Origin of the sequence: Acinetobacter sp. ABJ-A23_2 (assembly GCF_044538765.1) — a bacterium.
Taxonomy (GTDB): Bacteria; Pseudomonadota; Gammaproteobacteria; order Pseudomonadales; family Moraxellaceae; genus Acinetobacter; species Acinetobacter nosocomialis_A.
Genome location: NZ_JBIUCP010000040.1, coordinates 26,178 through 40,240, shown reverse-complemented (window position 1 = coordinate 40,240; position 14,063 = coordinate 26,178). Strand labels below are relative to the sequence as shown.

The 14,063-nt window shown below is 37.5% G+C and carries 14 protein-coding genes and 1 pseudogene; 6 read left to right on the top strand and 9 right to left on the bottom strand.

Annotated elements, in window-relative coordinates; translation table 11 throughout:
- A pseudogene (locus tag ACH63V_RS13765) lies at positions 1-131 on the bottom strand (tetratricopeptide repeat protein); the annotation flags it as partial.
- A gap of 26 nt (positions 132-157) precedes the next feature.
- On the opposite strand from ACH63V_RS13765, the gene ACH63V_RS13760 reads away from it, so the two are divergent.
- The 3 genes from ACH63V_RS13760 (at position 158) to ACH63V_RS13750 (ending at position 3,660) form a co-directional block, all read left to right on the top strand.
- Positions 158-1,831, top strand: a complete 1,674-nt coding sequence (locus ACH63V_RS13760; RefSeq protein ID WP_274786156.1) for an FMN-binding glutamate synthase family protein — start codon at positions 158-160, stop codon at positions 1,829-1,831.
- 208 nt (positions 1,832-2,039) lie between these two features.
- Entirely contained in the window at positions 2,040-3,095 is a 1,056-nt protein-coding gene (locus ACH63V_RS13755) for a linear amide C-N hydrolase (RefSeq protein WP_263613935.1), read from the top strand.
- 61 nt (positions 3,096-3,156) lie between these two features.
- Positions 3,157-3,660: a hypothetical protein gene (locus tag ACH63V_RS13750; RefSeq protein ID WP_081404935.1), complete on the top strand. Its 504-nt coding sequence runs from the start codon at positions 3,157-3,159 to the stop codon at positions 3,658-3,660.
- A gap of 60 nt (positions 3,661-3,720) precedes the next feature.
- Here the strand turns inward: ACH63V_RS13750 and ACH63V_RS13745 are convergent, their stop codons facing one another.
- The 5 genes from ACH63V_RS13745 to ACH63V_RS13725 form a co-directional block, all read right to left on the bottom strand.
- Positions 3,721-4,749, bottom strand: coding sequence for an alpha/beta hydrolase (locus tag ACH63V_RS13745; RefSeq protein ID WP_263613936.1), 1,029 nt, complete (start codon positions 4,747-4,749; stop codon positions 3,721-3,723).
- Positions 4,749-5,879 (bottom strand): YdcF family protein, encoded by a 1,131-nt coding sequence (locus tag ACH63V_RS13740; protein ID WP_311070648.1) that lies wholly within the window; start codon positions 5,877-5,879, stop codon positions 4,749-4,751. The genes ACH63V_RS13745 and ACH63V_RS13740 overlap by 1 nt, the downstream gene beginning before the upstream one ends.
- A 4-nt stretch (positions 5,880-5,883) precedes the next feature.
- The gene (gene murB / locus ACH63V_RS13735; RefSeq protein WP_396463816.1) at positions 5,884-6,918 is read right to left on the bottom strand and encodes a UDP-N-acetylmuramate dehydrogenase; all 1,035 of its coding nucleotides are present in this window, start codon (positions 6,916-6,918) and stop codon (positions 5,884-5,886) included.
- 19 nt (positions 6,919-6,937) lie between these two features.
- Positions 6,938-7,441: a low molecular weight protein-tyrosine-phosphatase gene (locus ACH63V_RS13730; RefSeq protein ID WP_396463815.1), complete on the bottom strand. Its 504-nt coding sequence runs from the start codon at positions 7,439-7,441 to the stop codon at positions 6,938-6,940.
- A 302-nt stretch (positions 7,442-7,743) separates the two neighbouring features.
- A complete protein-coding gene (locus ACH63V_RS13725; RefSeq protein WP_209048224.1) occupies positions 7,744-7,971 on the bottom strand; it encodes a tautomerase family protein in 228 nt (75 codons plus the stop codon).
- A gap of 62 nt (positions 7,972-8,033) precedes the next feature.
- Here ACH63V_RS13725 and ACH63V_RS13720 point away from each other — a divergent pair, with 62 nt between their 5' ends.
- Positions 8,034-8,507, top strand: a complete 474-nt coding sequence (locus ACH63V_RS13720; RefSeq protein WP_396463814.1) for a winged helix-turn-helix transcriptional regulator — start codon at positions 8,034-8,036, stop codon at positions 8,505-8,507.
- 200 nt (positions 8,508-8,707) lie between these two features.
- Here the strand turns inward: ACH63V_RS13720 and ACH63V_RS13715 are convergent, their stop codons facing one another.
- Together ACH63V_RS13715 and ACH63V_RS13710 are read right to left on the bottom strand one after the other, a co-directional pair.
- Positions 8,708-9,250, bottom strand: a complete 543-nt coding sequence (locus ACH63V_RS13715; protein WP_396463813.1) for a cysteine hydrolase family protein — start codon at positions 9,248-9,250, stop codon at positions 8,708-8,710.
- Between the two features lie 280 nt (positions 9,251-9,530).
- Positions 9,531-9,890 carry a YcgJ family protein gene (locus ACH63V_RS13710; protein WP_396463812.1) on the bottom strand — a complete coding sequence of 120 codons (360 nt, stop codon included), beginning with the start codon at positions 9,888-9,890 and terminating at the stop codon, positions 9,531-9,533.
- A gap of 299 nt (positions 9,891-10,189) precedes the next feature.
- On the opposite strand from ACH63V_RS13710, the gene ACH63V_RS13705 reads away from it, so the two are divergent.
- Positions 10,190-11,347 carry an iron-containing alcohol dehydrogenase gene (locus ACH63V_RS13705; RefSeq protein ID WP_396463811.1) on the top strand — a complete coding sequence of 386 codons (1,158 nt, stop codon included), beginning with the start codon at positions 10,190-10,192 and terminating at the stop codon, positions 11,345-11,347.
- Positions 11,347-11,781, top strand: coding sequence for a thioesterase family protein (locus ACH63V_RS13700; RefSeq protein WP_312326646.1), 435 nt, complete (start codon positions 11,347-11,349; stop codon positions 11,779-11,781). Before ACH63V_RS13705 ends, ACH63V_RS13700 begins: the two co-directional genes overlap by 1 nt.
- 48 nt (positions 11,782-11,829) lie before the next feature.
- On the opposite strand, the gene ACH63V_RS13695 is transcribed toward ACH63V_RS13700, so the two are convergent.
- Positions 11,830-14,058: a phosphocholine-specific phospholipase C gene (locus tag ACH63V_RS13695; RefSeq protein WP_396463810.1), complete on the bottom strand. Its 2,229-nt coding sequence runs from the start codon at positions 14,056-14,058 to the stop codon at positions 11,830-11,832.
- Between the last annotated feature and the right edge of the window lie 5 nt (positions 14,059-14,063).

Below are 14,063 nucleotides of genomic sequence, written 5' to 3'. Positions count from 1 at the left end.
CTGATGTCACGGTGTGATTGTTGCAAAGACGTGTAACGCAATAAGCTGTCGTAGTTCATCTCCATATTAGATACGCCACGTACATAGTAGGCATAATCTACATTTGGATGCTGAGGATTTAAACGAAGCCAGTAAAACATTAGGAATTTGTTCACATATGGCGAGTCCGGCACAAATCATTCGACATAAATTTCTCAATACATTCTTTTCACGCCATTCTCTCTGGTTCTTGTGTATTTTTACTGCACTCAGTATCACGTGGTTTAGAACCGTATACACCCCTCATAGTATCTATTATTTTATTTCAGACACACTACTCAATGGTTTATGGGTAGTCACTAGTGCATTGAGCCTATTGGGTTTATATGACGTCTTACAAAATAGACACTCTATCTTAAGAAATTACCCAATTATGGGCCATTTCCGTTTTTTATTTGAAGATATACGTCCTGAAATTCGCCAATACTTTATTGAAGCCGATCAAGATGCCCTACCTTTCTCGCGTATGCAAAGAAGCTTAGTTTATCAACGCGCTAAAAATGAAAATGCGGATAAACCTTTTGGCTCAATCATTGATGTATACCAACAAGATTATCGTTTTATTGTGCACTCAATTAGTCCATGCCCACCGGCAGATCCTAAGAGTTTTCGTATTCAAATTGGTAATGCACAATGCCTTCAACCCTATAGTGCATCCATTATGAATATTTCTGCCATGAGCTTTGGTAGTTTAAGTGCGAATGCAATACGTGCATTGAACAAAGGAGCGCAATTAGGTGGTTTCTATCACGACACTGGTGAAGGTAGTCTCAGCCCTTATCATTTAGAAAATGGCGGTGATATTGTTTGGCAAATTGCCAGTGGTTATTTTGGTTGTCGAACTTTAGATGGGAAATTTGACGAACAAAAGTTTGCTAAACAGTCTCAATTGCCACAAATTAAAATGATTGAGTTGAAACTTTCACAAGGTGCTAAACCTGGTCATGGCGGCATTTTACCTAAACATAAAATTACCGCAGAAATTGCCGAAATTCGTGGCGTTTCACGTGACCATGACTGTATTTCACCAGCAAAACACTCTAGCTTTTCAACACCAATTGAAATGATGCATTTCTTACAGAAATTGCGCACATTATCTGGTGGTAAACCAGTTGGTTTTAAACTATGTATTGGGCAACCTTGGCAATTTATGAGCATTGTAAAAGCGATGCTTGAAACAAAAATTGTTCCGGATTTTATTGTGGTAGATGGCTCTGAAGGTGGTACTGGTGCAGCACCAATTGAGTTTAGTGACTATATTGGCACCCCATTACGTGAAGGCTTACGTTTTGTACATAACACGCTTGTAGGTGCAGGACTAAGAGACCAAGTTAAAATTGGTGCAAGTGGCAAAATTATTAGCGCATTTGATATTGCCAGTACTTTTGCATTAGGTGCAGATTGGGTTAACTCAGCACGTGGTTTTATGTTTGCTGTGGGTTGTATTCAAGCGCAAAGTTGTCATACCAACCAATGTCCTGTAGGTGTAGCAACTCAAGATAAAGACCGTCAAAAAGCACTACATGTACCTACTAAAGCAGAGCGCGTATTTAATTTCCATAAAAATACATTACATGCCTTATCAGAAATGATTGCTGCTGCTGGTTTACGCCATCCTTCAGATATTAAAGCTCATCATTTGGCTCAGCGTGTAAATGACCGTGAAATCAAGAACTATGCTCAATTGCATTTCTTCTTGAAAGAAGGAGAACTTTTACAATCTGAACTAAAAAATGATGATGATAATTTCTATTACCGTATGTGGAATATGGCCGATGCCAATCATTTTTAATTTAAATTAGATTGATTATTTGGGCATCATCTTTATTGTGATGCCCTTCTATTTTCTAACTTATTATGTGATTTTTATTTAAATAAAATTCTGTTATTAATTTGTCTTTGCTATATTTTTCACCTACTATAAAAGTATAAATAATATACACACTTTAATTTTATTAAATAAATATCCTCAAATTGTTATAACAAGAAGGTGTTCACTCATGTTAAAAAAAACATTCATTCCCACTTTTATTGCTCTTGCTGTTGGTTTAAGTAGCTATGCAGCCGCTTGTACACGTGCGGTATATTTAGGCAATGACCAACATGTTATTACAGCCCGCTCAATGGACTGGAAGGTTGATACAGGCACAAATTTATGGATTTTGCCGAGTGGTGTTGCTCGTGATGGGAGTGCAGGACCAAATTCAATAAAATGGACGTCTAAATATGGCAGCGTTATTGCTACAGGTTATGAAGTTGCTACAACCGATGGAATGAATGAGGCTGGTTTGGTCGCTAATGTCTTATGGTTAGTCGAATCCCAATATCCAGATGTAAAAAAATCTAATAAACCATTATTAAGCATCGCAGCTTGGGCACAGTATGTACTCGATAATTTTGCAACCGTTGACGAAGCCGTTAAAGCTCTAGAGAAAGAGCCCTATACAATCGTGACAGATAGCGTTCCGGGCGAATCAAGGCTCACAACACTCCATTTATCTATTTCCGATAAAACAGGCGATAGTGCAATCATTGAATATATTGGCGGAAAACAAGTGATTCATCACAGCCGAAGTTATCAAATTATGACTAATTCCCCTACATTTGATAAACAGCTCGCACTTGCTGAATATTGGAAACAAATCGGCGGTACCGTTATGCTTCCGGGTACTAACCGTGCTTCTGACCGTTTTGCACGAGCATCATTTTATATTAATGCAATTCCAAAAACTGATGATATGAAACAAGCTCAGGCTTCTGTATTTAGTGTTATTCGGAATGCCTCTGTTCCATATGGATTAAATACACAAGAAGAGCCTAATATTTCATCGACTCGCTGGAGAACTGTTGCAGACCATAAACAGATGCTTTATTTTTTTGAATCAGCCTTATCACCAAATGTATTTTGGGTCGACTTGAAGAAAATAAATTTTAAAGATGGTAAAACGCGTAGACTGGATCTCGGTCCCGAGCAAAGCCATATCTATGCTGGAGATGCGACTTCTGACTTTAAAATTGCAAAACCATTTACTTTTTTAAGCCCCAAAACTCTTTAATGAAGGGTAAAATTTATCATCTCTAAGATAAATAATATTAAACGTGCTTTCTTGGAATTACATTATGAAAAAAGCCCTATTTTTATTAGGTACTTGTTTACTTACAGCAGCTTGTAGTACGACTTCGTATAAGTCTAATACCACGACAACAACATCTGAGGTAAAGACAGCGGGTCAGCTTAATTGCTTACCTACAGAACTTTGTCCAAGCTTACTCGTTAAATGGAATGAGCAACAGAAAAACCAAGTCCGTGTAGATGTACATTTAAGTAGTAGTTATAACTTCTATGATATTAATTCATTAGTATTTGATATTGATGGGAAACAATTCAGTTATAAACCAGCTCAAGCTACTGAGAAAACAAATGTCAGTCGCCTTGTTCCTAAGCACTCGACGACATACTTTATTATTCCAAGTCAATTCTTACAGGAATTTAAAAACGCGAAAAATATTAATGTATTAGTTAAAACTGATAAAGGTATTATTGAGCGAAATATGTATTCACCGCAAAAGCAATCTTCAGTATATAAAAATTTCGTAGAACTTTATCAAAGCTTAAAATAATCATCTGATTTAATTAACTGATGCACTCAATCTATTGACTAGAGTGAGTGCATTAATCTTTTAATAATAAAAATGTTTCGGCTTAGCATGTAAAAAGGCTGGAATCAAACCAGTTAAAGCCGCACGAATATCTGCACGTTCATTAATTAATTGGTGAGACCCCTCTTCAAGCATTAATAATGTTTGAAGTCTAAATTTACGGCGAATAAACTCAATGTTATAACGCCAGTCTACCGTTTGATCTAACGCTCCTTGAGCCAACCAGACAGGAATACGGCAAGCTGGTCGTTCTTCCATTTCCTGCATCCATTTTGACATTGCCAAAATCCAGTCCATACCCATCATGCGTGGCTGTAACGGATCTTTTAAACGGATAAATCTTAAAAATTCAGGGTTATGGTTATTGCGTCGAAAGTGTCTAGGAACCTGACGCTTTATGCGGCGAATAATGCCGAGTCCTACTGGATTATGCCACCATGCAGTTTTAGCAGGTCGAATTAATGGAGAAAGCAATAAAACTCTATCAACAATTGGGTCTTGTCTTTTTTCTGCATACTCAAGCAGGTGGTGCATCCAAATTGCCCCCCCCGTACTTTGACCTATACCAACCCAAGGTTTAGGTAATTGATCTGCATGTTTTACATACCGATAAACAGCCATTAGAACTTGCTGGTAATGATCAAAATTTTGAATACTTGCTGGTGAACCATTGCTCAAACCATGACCAGGTAAATCATAGGTAATTACACTAAAGCCTTGTTCAAGTATTTCACGAATGATGGGTTGATATATCCCGCTATGTTCAAGATAACCATGTAACAAACATACAGTTCCCTGTACTTTATCTACTTTAGGCTTAAAAACTTGGACATGTAAACGAAATAAAGGCATTTGAACATAGCCTTGCCAATGGTCACAGTCGAGCAAATGCAAACCATATAATTTTCGGTATGCTAAAAGTTCACGAGAAGGTTCTTCTAATGTATTTAAATTAAGTGGACTTAAAACTTGCGGAGTGAGATCACGGTTAGGCACCGGTAAATCTAATTGTTTTAATACGGCAGGATTGAGAAATGGAATCTCAGACATTAAGGCACCTCTCGACAATCACTTGAACCAAATAACATGTCACGAATTGTCGCAAGTAATTCATAATTTGCACGACGACTATGATCGTAGTTTTGTGTACTTGGTTGCCAACGTGTAAGTGCTGTTGGCATTGGGGCAATCACTGGAATCGTTTCGATGCCATTCAAAGCAAATAGACGGCGCGTACGCGGCATATGATATTCATCTGTGACTAACATCACCGTAGGTGCACCACCTTTCTTTTGAAGCAGCAATGAACTAAAGCGAGTATTCTCACAAGTATTCATACTTCTTTGTTCTAATAATTTTGCATCAACGCCACGTTCTTTCAACCAAGCCTGCATGTAAGGAGCTTCAACACCACTTAATACAATGGGTAAATGGTTTTGCTTTTCAACTTCTAGCGTTTTTTCCAGTCTTAATCGTGTATAGCTGTTAACTACAATATCTTTGCCATTTTTATCTAAAGTTAAACCACCACCTAACACCACAATAGCGTATGGTTCTGATAACTTTTTAGGTTGAGTCGGTAACGGATTTTTACGGACATATTCAACTTTCTGCTCAGGCTCACTTACCGCTTTCTGATGTTCTGGTACGACAGGTTTTCTGGCTAAAAACTCAGTATATTGTTCGGTAAGCGCTTTGTTTTCAGAACTATTAATAAAAAGTGCCTCATCAATAGGACTACTTGCTTCATCAGCAGCATCAATTTCTGAGTTTTTAGCAACTAGAGGTACACTTACAGCTGAGGTGTCGTCATCTTCTTCCTGCTCTTGTTCTTTTTCTTCTAAAAGAATAATTTGCTGCAAAGCTTTATAGTTCTCTTGGATGTAGCCCAAGTCTTCTGTCTTTTTTTCACGTATCGCATCTTCGGTCAGCTTTAAATATGCTTGACGTGCAATCCATAAATTTGAACCTGGTTCTAAGTTATCATGTTCACTTAATGCAGCTTGTCGCTGGCTTTCCGCTGCCACTTCATTCACATCTACCGGAACAAAATAGTTAAGTCCAGCTACAATAAGTTTTGAGTAAAATGGCGAATATAAAAAAACCACGAAACAGCCTAATAGTACAAATAGCACAGTAACTACTTGTACAAAACGTACCATCAAGTGTACTTTTGGCATAGACCTATTCCGTATGATTTTCAATTAAACCTAAACTGTTATAAAGCACAGGCTCTGGTTCTAACATAACATGGAACCGCTGATCAACATCATGTTGTACAGCTTGATAAGTTTTCTTTACATCAGCAAGAGATGCATTGGCATAATTCACCAAAACCAACGCTTGTTTGTGAAACATCCCTACTACACCAAGTTGTTTCCCTTTCCAACCTGCTTGATCAATTAACCAGCCCGCTGCAATTTTAACGTTGCCGTTGGCTTGAGGATAATGTGGAATTGTTGAAAATTGTGTGATTAAGCGTTCAAATTCTTGAGCACTTACAATCGGGTTTTTAAAGAAACTTCCTACATTTGGATATTCTTTAGGATCGGGTAATTTACTTTGGCGAATACGGATGACCTGATTTTGTAAATTCTCAGCAGTTAGGTCGTCTCCAACCGCTTGCTTTAAATCACCATAATTCAGCTTTAAATGAGCTTGTTTAAGTAATTTAAAGGTAACATGCGTAATGATGTAGCGTGTCGGATCATCTTTAAAAATGCTATGTCTATAAGAAAAATGACAGTCGGCCGCCAAAATTGATTGGGTCTCTTTAAGTTTACGGTCATAGACTTGTACTGACTCAATAAACTCACCAACCTCAACACCATAAGCACCAATATTCTGTACGGGTGAAGCACCGACTAAGCCCGGAATAAGGGCTAAATTTTGCAAGCCAAACCAGTTCTGCTGTGTGCTATATAAAACAAAATCGTGCCAAACTTGCCCTGCACCTACTTTGACACAAACAAAATCCTGATCTTCAGATAAAACTTCTATACCCTGAATATCAAGATGAATGACTAACGCATTAATTTGCTGCGGTAGCAACATATTACTACCGCCAGATAATACAAGTACATTTAGCTCATGCGCTTTAGCAAAATCTAAAGCTTCCTTAATGTCTTCAACAGACGTGATCTTAGTATAATGAGAAGATGTTACATCTAAACTTAAAGTATTGAATGGCTTAAGCTGTACTTGATTTTGAATTTGCATTGTATTGATAAACCTATTCTTAAACATTCAATTGTTTTTTTAAGACATTAATCCATGCCAGAGTACTTGATTCACATTGGTCAAGTACACGCTCGAAACCATCATCGCCGCCATAGTAAGGATCAGGCAAAGCTTGTTTTGGATATTGAGGATCATGTTCACTCATTAATGCTACTTTTGCTCGAATTTGATGGCTACCAAATTGAAAAATAGCGCTTTGTAGCAAATCATGAATATCTTCAAAGTTCTGATGATCCATTGCCAAAATCAAATCAAAATCTAAAAAGTCTTGAGTTGAAAGTTGTCTGGCACGTAAAGATGATAAGTCATAGCCTCTTTTCTTCGCATGCAGTTGGCTACGCTGATCAGGTGCTTTATTCGGATGATAATTGCTCGTTCCAGCTGAATCGACAATGATATTGAGTTGATGTTTATCACAATAATGTCTGAAAACAACTTCGGCCGTGGGAGAACGGCAGATATTTCCTAAACAGACACATAACACCTTATACTGCGTTTCCATTAGAAATTTATTCCAACCACTTGAATTACATATGAATAAGTATTTTGCACGTAAAATCTTGCAAAACCCTGACTAAACTATCAATTGTTGTCAGGTTTGAGTTGACCATTGTGACAAGTTGCATTTTGTCAAAACTCAGATGGCTTGAAAAGGAAAATAATGTTTATCAATAGATTAAAAGTTGATAAATCAGTCGATAAAGTAGCTAAAATTGTATTTTTATTTTCATTAGATACGCTAAATATATTTTCAGCAAAACCATGCTCAATTATAAAAGCCCTACTCATAGGGCTTTAAATAAATCACTTAGATGCAGTCATTAACTCAATCATTTCCTTTGTTGGCCTTAAGCTACCTAATTGCCATTGTTCAGGTGGATATTCATCAATTCGAATCCAAACATGCTCTCGAAAAGCCGGATTACCCTTACCCTCTATTTCTACAAATAAGTCTGTTATCCGTTTAAAAAGTTCGGCCTTACTGTCTTTATCGAGTAAACCTTCTATAGTTTGTATATTTATAAATGGCATAATGCTACCTGAATTAATTCTAGGTCTAAATTATAGACCCATCCTAATTGGAGCTCCCTCTAATGTCAAATCAAATTATTCCAGATCATAAATTTCCCGTAGATGTATGTGGAATCTTTAAAATTACTGAAATATTGAATGACAGATGGACAATCCTCTTGTTAAGAGAAGCTTTCTATGGGATAACAAAATTTAATGATTTTTTAGTAAATACAGGTATATCAAAGCAAATTTTATCTAATCGTCTCAAACATCTTATTGAATTAGAAATATTTGAGTTATCAATTTATAAAGAAGTAGGTGTACGAGAGCGCAAAGAATACTTACTTACCAAAAAAGGTAAAAGCCTAAATATTGTTTTGCTTGCTATGCTTGAGTCTGGCGGTAATTTCATTGAACCAGATCGGGATGTTGTTAAAGTTTTTAAGAAAAATTCAGATGATGAACTCAAATTAAAACTTGTTGATTCATCTAATCAAGTCATAGATCTTAATAATCTGGAACTGAAACTAACCCATCGCGGCAATAAGAAATAAATTGTATCTCTTGCTTTTTCTTATGTTAAAAGTTCATCGAAAGGCTTTTACATATAAAATAAAAAAAGCCTACTCTTTCAAGTAGGCTTCCCCTTATGACTTTGCGCTGATCATTAAGGTTTATTGTTGTTTAAGGCAACATCTCAATTTTACAGAAATACTTAATAATTAAAACCCTACCAATCGCTAATAGTCATTATTTAATACAGAAACTCTTCAGTAGTTTTTACATTAGCAAAAGCATTACTAAAAACTTGGTTGTGATGATCAATTATGTGCTGTGCATCTAAAGTTATAGAATCAGATGTTGTATGAGCATCAGAGATTAAAGTTACTTTATATCCAAACTCTGAAGCAGCTCTAATAGTCGTATCTATACAATATTCCGTTTTCATCCCTGTCACTATGATTTCATCAATACCAAGTTTCTCTAAAACTTCTTTTAAGTCAGTATTCTTGAAGCTACTCGGGTATCTTTTCTCAATGACAATATCTTTATCTGAATTAAGAGATAAATCTGCGATCAACTGAGTATTTGGGCTATTTGAATCTAAGGGCGTATCTTTCTCGCCAACATGACGGACAAAAATAATTTGCTTGCTATTCGAGCGATGATGTTCAATCAGCTTGAGAATATTTGAAAGTATGAGTTGATGGTTATATGGCGTCGACTTTGCTCTGAATAGACCATTTTGCATATCAATGACGAGTAAAGCTGATTTTGAGTTATTACTTAAGTCCATAATCTTTCTCTGTAAAAACCAATAATGAGCAGAGAAAAATAAACCCAGCCATTATTGGCTGGGTTGGGGTATCTTATTAAGTCGCTCTAATAAAAAATCACACGCAGCCTTTTTTAAAGGTCGTGGTGGTGGTATTGAGTTTTTTTAGTAAACAGTTCATGAGTTAAACTTGCTCATCATTAAAGCGTAATTAAACATAGCATAATTTTTTCTTAAAACACAAAATTTTGTCTTTTAAGTTATTGATCGTTTTAGACAAACCTTATTTAATACAGGAAAATTATTTATTTTTAAATAGCTTATCAGTCATATTCCTATCAATTTTGCTACGATGACCATTCTCGAAATATCGGTCTACATGACATAGTTTTGTTTTGGTATCACAGAACACACCATTTGAAAGTGTAAATGCTGAAGTATCAAAATCGCCTTGAGAGAACGCTTTATTCGCTTTATAAGTGCCTAAGTATTTAGCTGTAAGTTTTTTAGACACGCCCTTTTTGTCTGCGCAAATGTATTTGTCACAAATTACACCCTTTTGAGGTGAATATACACCAGAGTTGGTTTTTGCCATCGCTGCGGAGCTAAGCATGAAGCAAGTGCATCCAATAACACTAAGTAAAGTTTTAGAAATTTTCATTTTTTTGAACCGAATAAAATTATCAATTGTTAAGGCATTATATAAATTAGAAGTTTGCCAGAAAATCTATAGAGCCCTATAAATAACAAAAAGCCCACCGTTCAATGGCTTCTTAAATAACTTGTGCATTACCTGAATATCCGATTTCGAGCACATAAAAACAATGCTCATCTTATACAACACTCAACATAATTGCCCCAGAACTACTTTATTTTAAAGTGTCTTATGCTAAGTTATTTAAAGATTGAATCTTATAGAACCGTTCAACAATAATTTTCAAGAATAAGGAAATAACGTATATGAGCCATTTTCAATTTCAAACCGTTCCAAACATCATCTCTGGCTTAGGCTCTATACAAGAATTACAAAATACTTTGTCATCAAAAGCTTACCGCAAGTTATTACTGGTCACCGATGTAGGCATGATCAAAAATCAATTACATCTACCCATTCTTCAAATTTTAGATACGCTCAATATTGAACATGTCATTTACGCTGATGTGCAAGCTGACCCACCAGAACAAGTGGTCTTAGATGCAGCCAATTATGCAAAACAGCAAAATGTAGATGCCATTATTGGTTTTGGTGGTGGTAGTTCTCTAGATGTTGCAAAAGTGATTGCTTTACTCGCCCACCCTAACCAGACCCAAAGTTTGCATGAGATGTACGGCGTGAATCAGGTCACTACAGCTCGTCTTCCGCTTATTTTGATTCCTACTACAGCCGGTACAGGCTCAGAAGTAACGCCAATCTCAATTGTCACTACAGGTGAGACGACAAAAATGGGGATTGTCTCGCCAGTACTATATGCCGATACAGCAATTCTTGATGCTACCTTTACTCAAAACTTGCCGGCGCATATTACTGCTGCAACAGGTATTGATGCGATGGTACATGCTATTGAGGCATATACCTCTAAACACAAGAAGAATATATACACCGATATTTTAGCTAAGAATGCTTTGAAGCTACTAAACCATAACTTACCGAAAGTTCTTAAAGATGGTAATGATTTAGAAGCACGTCAAAACATGCTGTTCGGTTCAATGCTCGCAGGTCAAGCATTCGCAAACTCGCCTGTTGCCGCTGTACATGCTTTAGCTTACCCATTGGGCGGTCATTTTCATTTATCGCATGGGCATACCAATGCCTTAGTGTTGGTTGAAGTATTAAAATTTAATGCACCTAATGCAAAAAAATACTATGCAGAGCTTATGCAATGGCTCGATCCATATAGTAATGGCAGTACTGATGGTTTGTGTGATCTGTTTATTGACCATATGCAGAACCACTTAGACCGTAGTGGCTTGACCTTAAAACTTAGAGATTTGGGTATTGATGAGTCGAGCTTACCTCGGCTTGCTCAAGATGCCATGTTGCAAACTCGCTTACTACAAAATAATCCACGAGACATGACAGAAGCCGCTGCTTTGGCAATTTATCAGGCGATTCATTAATGACTAAACCAGTTTTAAAAACCCGTGATCAATTTAAGTTCTTTTTAGATATTCAAACGCGTTGGGCAGATAACGATATTTATGGTCATGTGAATAATGTGACTTACTATAGCTACTTCGATACAGCAGCCAATGCATTGCTCATTCAGAAAACAGGTTTTGATATTCATGAAGCAAAGTCAATTGGCTTAGTGGTTGATTCAGCTTGTAGCTTTTTACAAGAGTTATCATTTCCAGAAATTATTCAAGTAGGTGTTGCGATTGGTAAAATCGGTACGACTTCACTACGTTATGAATTGGCAATCTTTAAACAAGGTCAAGATCAAGCCTCAGCTCAAGGACATTTTGTGCATGTGTTTGTAGATCGTGAAACGCGTAAGACTGTTCCAATTTCTGAGTCAGTTCGTGCAGTATTAGAGAATTTTTTATTATAAAAAAACGAGGCAAAAAGAAAATGATCTTTTCTTTTTGCCCACCTAAACTTACATCATTGCGGGATCACTAAAAGAGTCTTCACCCGTTTCAACTCGGCCCGCAAAACGTCGGTAATAATACGGATCACTCTCACTCGTGATTTCAAAATCATACCAATGCCCGACATCAGCCAAAGCCCAATGTTGCTTAACAACCTGCCCCGCCTTTACGGTAAGTTGTAACGGCGCATCTTGTCGATATGCACAAGGTTTTACCGTCAATATTGCATCCTTGGTACCATCATTCATGAGTTCAACATACACATCGCCATTGGCAATGTCATAGCACACTCGAATTTCAGGTTTAACACTACTATCGACAATATGTTGAGTATCACCTTTAAAGTGACGATGGTAGCCATTTGGGCCAAGTACCCATAGGTCATAACGGCCCAAGTTATCTTTTAAAGCATCCCATTCATCATCTAAAGTTTTATTCGGCTCGACAATATAACGCTTTGGAATACGATCCAAGTTGAGTTTGTCATAAACATGAAAAACCGCTGCTTGCGTACCTGTATTAGAGAATATCAATTGCACCTTACCATCCGCTTTACAGCGTGCGCTGGTGTGCAGCTCATAAGGTAACGCACGTGATAGACGTATACCACTTTGCTGAATCGGTAACTTAGTATCCGTTGGTAGAGGTACAGCTGGCAAGGCTTCTTGATTTTTCCTTAATGCATCTGCCTGCACACGTGTTTGTTTACCGCTCAGCTGCGGTAAAACATCTGCATTTGGTGTTTTAAAGTTAAATGCACTGGTTAAATCACCACATACCGCACGGCGATATGGACTGATATTCGGCTCTTTCACACCGAAACGTTTTTCTAAAAACATGAGCACAGAAGTATGGTCAAACACTTGCGAGTTTACCCAACCACCACGACTCCATGGAGAAATCACATATAAAGGAACACGAGGACCCGGACCATAAACACGTCCATCAGGTGTAGGCTGAGAATGGCTTCCTTCAGGCGCAGCATGATCAAAATATTCATCCTGCATGTCAGCACTACTTAATGTCGATTTGCCAGCATACTGACCATTTGCAAGTCGAGATGGCGCAGATGGTGACGGTACATGGTCAAAGTAACCATCATTTTCATCGAAGTTAATAAGCAGTGCTGTTTTACTCCAGACTTCTGGCACAGCAGTTAATGCATCAATAATTTCTTGAATAAACCATGCCCCTTGAACTGGACTTGAAGGATCTGGATGTTCACAGTAAATTGATGGCGCATTAATCCAAGATACTTGTGGTAATTTACCCTCACGAATGTCTCTTTTAAAAGCGTCAAGGTACTCTTCGGGTTTATTGCCCGGTAGTGTATTTGCAATGCCTTTATAAAGTGGATTTTTGGCATTATCAGTAGCCGCATCATAGGCTTTATACGGTAGTTTTTGACCTGTATCGGCGTAGGGTTTGTTTGGTTCACCACCACTTGCAACAGGATAGCCAGATGCAATGTTCGCCTTTCTAAACGTACGAAATGCACCAAGCATGTTATCGCCCCATTCATCCGGCATATTTTGATAGCAAATCCAGCTAACACCTGCTTCTTCCAAGCGTTCAGCATAGGTTTTCCATGTATAACCACGGTCTGCTGTCGCTGGGTTACCATCAATCCAGTCCCACTCATTGTTTACAAATGAACGCTTGGTCGGTGTTGCACCATTTGTACCCGTTAAATGAAAAGATCGGTTCGCATCTGTTCCAGTGTGCATAGAACAATGGTAGGCATCACAAATCGTAAAGGCATTGGCAAGTGCAAACTGATATGGAATTTCTTTCTCTTTAAAATAGCCCATAGATATGTCGGTCTTATAAGTTGGCCAATTCGCCATGCGGCCATTGTCCCATGCCAACTGACTATCGTTCCATGTATGTGGTGTGCCATCTGCACGCTGTGCATTATTGGCTGTGCCGTCTAAATGAAAAGGCGTTAAAACTTGCCCATTACGTCTAAGCTGTTCCCAAACATTACGACCATTTGGCAAAGGAATTGTAAAGCGGTCAGCAAAACCTCGAACGCCTTTTAACGTACCAAAGTAATGATCAAAAGATCGGTTTTCCTGCATTAAAATAATAACGTGCTCAATATCTTGAATGGTACCCGTTTTATTATTTGCAGGAATTGCTAAAGCTTTTTGAATACTCGATGGAAAAGCTGCCAATGCCGCAGCACCAAAACCCATATTTAAAGAGTAATTTAAAAATTTACGACGTGTAATCATGATCA